At 71.5% G+C, this 5,250-nt stretch carries 3 protein-coding genes; 2 read left to right on the top strand and 1 reads right to left on the bottom strand.

The window, feature by feature from the left end; genetic code table 11:
* Together D7X55_RS35365 and D7X55_RS45585 are read left to right on the top strand one after the other, a co-directional pair.
* On the top strand, positions 1–2,988 hold a 2,988-nt coding region (locus D7X55_RS35365; RefSeq protein ID WP_407921811.1), incomplete at its 5' end, for a choice-of-anchor D domain-containing protein.
* A 134-nt stretch (positions 2,989–3,122) separates the two neighbouring features.
* Positions 3,123–4,745: a serine/threonine protein kinase gene (locus D7X55_RS45585; protein ID WP_304988910.1), complete on the top strand. Its 1,623-nt coding sequence runs from the start codon at positions 3,123–3,125 to the stop codon at positions 4,743–4,745.
* 6 nt (positions 4,746–4,751) lie between these two features.
* Here the strand turns inward: D7X55_RS45585 and D7X55_RS35375 are convergent.
* Positions 4,752–5,250 (bottom strand): phosphate/phosphite/phosphonate ABC transporter substrate-binding protein (locus D7X55_RS35375; protein WP_147470336.1); only part of this gene is annotated, 499 nt, incomplete at its 5' end.

A 5,250-nucleotide genomic window follows, 5' to 3' on the forward strand; every position in this document is an offset into this window, starting at 1 on the left:
GGGTGGAGGGGTCGGTTCGTCCTGCTGGCGTCTTTGGTGGCGGGGACGATGGCGTGTCACGAGGAGGACCAGACGCGCGGGGTGCAGGCCACGGCGGTGCTGGACGTGGACGCGCTCGACTTCGGCGAGGTGCCGGTGGGCGAGTGGCGTGAGAAAGAGGTCCGCATCCGCAACGTCGGTTACGTGCCCTTCTCCGCGATTGAGGCGCTGGGACTGGGCAACAACCCGTCCTACCAGGTGGAGCTGACGGACGGCGGCGGCCGCGTGCCGCCGGGCGAGTCCCACATCGTCAAGGTGCGCTTCCACCCGCTGGCCGAGGGGCCGGTGGAGGAGACGCTGCGCGTGACGACGGACGCCAACGTGGGCGCCCTGCAGCAGCTGCCCGTGCAGGGCCTGGGCACGCCCACGCGCATCGGCGTCAACCCGCCGGTGCTGGACTACGAGACGCTGGAGGTGGACAGCGACCGCACGCTGGAGGTGACGGTCACCAACCCGGTGGACCTGCCGCTGACGCTGAAGGTCGCGGGTGAGAACGCGGATCCGTTCACCGCGGACACCATCACCGTGCCGCCCAACAGCACGCAGGTGGTGAAGACGAAGTACCTGCCCCGCGCGCTGGGGCAGATGGGCGCCCGGCTGGAGGTCGTCTCCTGCGAGACGTGCACCCCGTCCGTGGTGGACCTCAAGGGCAACTCCGTGGCCAGCGCCTTCGTGTTCGACCCGGCGCCCGTGCCCTTCGACGAGATTCCGGTGCACGAGCGCACCGAGTCCTTCACCCGCGCGCGCAACGTCACTTGGCGCCCGGTGACCATCTCCGCGCTGGCGACGAGCGACCGCGCCTTCTCTCCGCTGAGCAAGCCGGAGGGCACCACGGTGCAGCCGGGCGAGGTGGTGGAGATGCGCATGGAGTTCGCCGCGCGCTTCTCCGGCCCCAACGTGGGCAACCTCACCGTGGCGTACGCGTCCGACAAGGCGCGTGAGTCGCGCGTGATGCTGGATGCGCGCGGTGGCCGGCCCACGCTGGCCGTGGCCCCGGTGGCCCTGGACTTCGGCGAGCTGCCCGTGGGCGGCAAGGTGGAGCAGGTCATCCGCATCACCAACGCCGGCAGCAACGGCCCGCTCACCTTCACCGGCGTGCGCGCGGACGGCGACGCGGTGCAGTTCGACGTGGCCACGCCCACGCGCGGCACGCAGAACTACCCGTGGAAGGGCGGCACCTGGCCCGCGCTGGAGGCCAACGGCCTGCAGATTCAACCGGGCGACGACGCGCTGGAGCTGAAGGTCTACTTCGAGCCCAAGAACGAGGGCACCTTCAGCGCCACGCTCTACGTGCAGTCCAACGACCTGTTCACGCCCGAGCGCGCCATCACCCTGACGGCCCGCGCCCGCGCCTCCGGCCCCTGCGTGTATGAGCTGTTGCCGCAGCCGAAGCTGGAGTTCGCCAACGTGGTGCCCGGCCGCGGCGCGGTGCTGGGCTTCTACTTCCGCAACCCCGGCCGGGCCGAGTGCGCCATCAAGAACGTGCACCTGTCCAATGACGGCGGCGGCGTGTTCAGCATGCCGGGCGGCCCCATCACGGGCGGCGTGGTGCTCTACGACACGGCCTTCAGCTCCATGATTGCCTTCCGCGCGCCCACCACGGGTGGCGAGTTCAACGGCGAGCTGATGCTCACCGTCAACAACCCCGCCTACCCCACGGTGACGCTGCCCATCCACGCGGTGTCCAACCCGTCGTGCCTGGTGGCCACGCCGTCCTTCGTGGACTTCGGGCCCATCCGCTACGACTGCCCGGCCAAGCCGCGCAAGACGTTCCTGTCCAACCGCTGCAGCGAGCCGCTCACCGTGGCGGACGCCACCATCGGCAACGGCACGTCCAAGCAGTTCTCCCTGATGACGCCGGTGACGGCGCCCATCACGCTCCAGCCCGGCGAGGGCTTCGAGATGGAGGTGGACTACGCCCGCAACGTGCTGGGCCAGCACTACAGCCCGCTGTACTTCCAGACCGACACGGAGGCGAACCGCTTCCTGGTGCCGCTGCTGGCGGAGACCAACCACGAGGGCATCCAGGTGGACCGCTTCACGCAGGGCACCGACAGCCAGCTGGACGTGCTCTTCGTGGTCTCCAACACCACCACCATGGAGACGTACCAGCAGCGCCTGCGCAGCGCGATTCCGGGGTGGCTGGCCCGCGCCAGGGAGCTGAACGTGGACGTGCGCGTGGGCGTCACCAGCACGGGCCTGGTGCAGCGCCCGGGGCTGTGCGGCGGCGGCGCCAACGGCGGTGAGGCCGGCCGGCTCTTCCCGGTGGACGGCAGCCGCGCCCGCGTGGTGTCCGGCAACAGCGCCAACGCGGCGGCCACCATCCAGGCCAACCTGGACGTGGGCCTGTGCCACAACCTGGTGCAGGGCCTGGAGACGATGCGCCAGGGCCTGTCCGCCCCGCTGTCCGAGCAGGCCGACGACGTCCGCACCCCGCAGCCCAACGACGGCAACCTGGGCTTCACCCGCGCCGCGGCCCGCATGGCGGTGGTGGTGATGGCGGACGAGGACGACCACTCCGGCTTCGAGCCCGACAGCTACATCCAGTTCCTCCAGACGCTGAAGGGCACGGGCATGTCCCAGCGCAGCAACCTGCACGCGCTCATCCCCAACGGCTCCTGCTCCACCGCGAGCAGCAGCGCGGACCGCTTCGCCTCGGTGGCCAGGGGCACGGGCGGCACCGTGGGCTCCATCTGCGAGGGTGACTACCGCGGGTTCCTGGACCCCATCATCCAGCAGGCCGGCGAGCCCCAGGCGGACTTCCACCTGACGGCCACGCCGGACGGGACCGCGGAGATGAGCGTCCGGGTGAACGGCCGCACGCTGGGTGCGGACCAGTGGACCTACGACGCCGGCCGCAACGCGGTCATCTTCGCGGCGGGCTCCGTCCCCACCCCGGGCCAGTCCGTGGAGATCCGCTACCGCAGCATCTGCGCCGCCACCCCGTAGTCTCCCAGCCGGGAACGGGTTCGTGACGCAGCGCGGCCGGGCCGGTCCCTCAAAAGGGGGCCGGCCCGGTTCGCGTTTTTGGGGAGGCCCGGGCTTTTGAGATCCGCGCTGACGCGGCTATCGTCACTGCCGGAGTGGAAACGTTCGGCCGCTATGAATTGCTGCGCAAACTGGCCACCGGCGGCATGGGGGCGGTCTATCTGGCGCGGCAGAAGGGGCCGGTGGGCTTCCAGAAGCTGCTGGTGGTGAAGCGGCTGTTGCCCCACCTGTCGGAGGACGACGAGTTCCTCCAGATGTTCCTGGACGAGGCGCGCATCGCGGCGCTGCTCAACCACCCCAACATCGCGCAGATCTACGAGATGGGGGACGTGGACGGGCAGTACTACATCGCGATGGAGTACGTGCACGGCGAGCCGCTGGGCTCGCTGGTGCCGCGCGCGTCCGCGCACCCGGGCGGGTTTCCGCTGGGCCTGCGCTGCCGGATCATCGCGGAGGCGGCGGCGGGGCTGGACGCGGCCCACAACGCGCGCAGTCCGTCCGGCCGGAAGCTGTCGCTCATCCACCGGGACGTGTCGCCGCAGAACGTGCTGGTGGGCTTCAACGGCGGCGTGAAGCTCATCGACTTCGGCGTGGCGAAGGCGCAGGGCAAGCTGTCCCAGACGGTGGTGGGCACCATCAAGGGCAAGCACGCGTACATGTCCCCGGAGCAGGCGCGGGGTGAGCCGCTGGATGCGCGCTCGGACGTGTTCGGCCTGGGGACGGTGTTCTACGAGCTCTTGACGAACGGCCGCCTGTTCAAGCGCGAGACGGAGATGGCCACGCTCAAGGCCGTCGTGGGGCATAAAATCGTCCCGCCGTCGGAGGCGGTGCCGGGGATTCCGAAGTCGTTGGATCCCATCGTCTTCAAGGCGCTGGCGCGCAAGCGCGACGACCGGTTCTCCACCGCGGGCGAGCTGCAGCTGGCGCTGGAGGAGTTCCTCCAGCAGGAGAAGCTGCACGGCACCAGCGCGCACCTGGCCGCGTTCATGCGGGACGTGTACGCGGACGAGCTGGAGGAGGAGCGCTTCGCGGCCGAGCCGACGATGATCTACTTCGACCCGCGCCTGATGGCCCGGCCGGGCAGCCCCGCGAAGGCGCCGGCCTCCGGCGCGACGCCGTCCCCGGGCAAGGCGCAGGGGCCGGCGAAGACGCCGCCGCGAGCGCCGGAGCCGTCGGTGAGCCAGTCGTCGACGAAGGCCGCCGCGTCGCCGGAGGGCTCGGGCATGGGACCTTCAGCGGAGCGGACCTCGCGCACGAAGGAGAACTCCGGCCTGAGCCGCCCGGAGGCCCGGCCCGTGAGGACGCGGGAGAACACGGGCGTGAGCCTGGCGGACACGCGCCCCCTGCACGACGAGGACGCGAGCCGGCCCACGTCGAAGCACGAGGCCGTGCGCACGGAGCCGGGCCGGTCCTCCACTGCGAGGCACGAGGCCGTTCGCGCGGAGACCGGCCGCTCCTCCACCGCCCAGTTCGGCGCGGTGCGCGACGACGCCTCGAAGCCCGCCCGTGCGCCAGACGGCTCCACGGCCAGCCGCTCCGCCGCGAAGGCCGTGAAGGTCCCCGGGGAGACGACGGGCAGCCGCTCCGCCGCGAAGGCCGTGCGCGCGCCGGAGGACTCCGTCGGAGGCAAGGCGCCCGCGAAGCCGGGCCGCACCGAGGGCTCCGTGTCCTCCGCCCGCCGCCCCGTGCGCGGCGGCGGTCCCGACTCCGACAAGTAGCCGCGGCTACAGGCTGGCCAGGGCCACGCGGTACAGCGCGCGGTAGCCCATGCGCGGCGCCACTTCGAAGCGGTCCGCGTTGAAGATGTCGCGCATGAGCGCCTGGCCGTCCGGCGTGGACGGCAACCCCAGGAGCGCCGCCTCCAGCGCGGTCACCAGCGGCGCGGGCAGCCCCATGGCCACCGGCACGCCGTCGTTGGGGGCCTCATCCGTGTAGGCCAGCAGCTCGAACTTCGCGCCCATGCCCGGACCCAGCACGTCCTCCACGCCCGTGGTGAACGTGAGGCCGGTGGAGGCCGGCGGACAGAAGACGCTCGTCACCTGCGCCCTGCCCTCCAGCACCGCCTCCAGCGCGCCCTGGTACGAGCCCGTGAACTGCTGCGACACGAACGCGCGCGACGGCTCCAGCCCCTGCGTCTTCAGGAACGCGCTGGGCAACAGGTAGCCCGCCACCGAATCGCGGTCCACCCACGCCGCCGTGGCGCCCTTGAGCTTCTCCAGCGTC

It is taken from the genome of Corallococcus sp. AB049A, from assembly GCF_003668885.1.
Lineage (GTDB): Bacteria > Myxococcota > Myxococcia > Myxococcales > Myxococcaceae > Corallococcus > Corallococcus interemptor.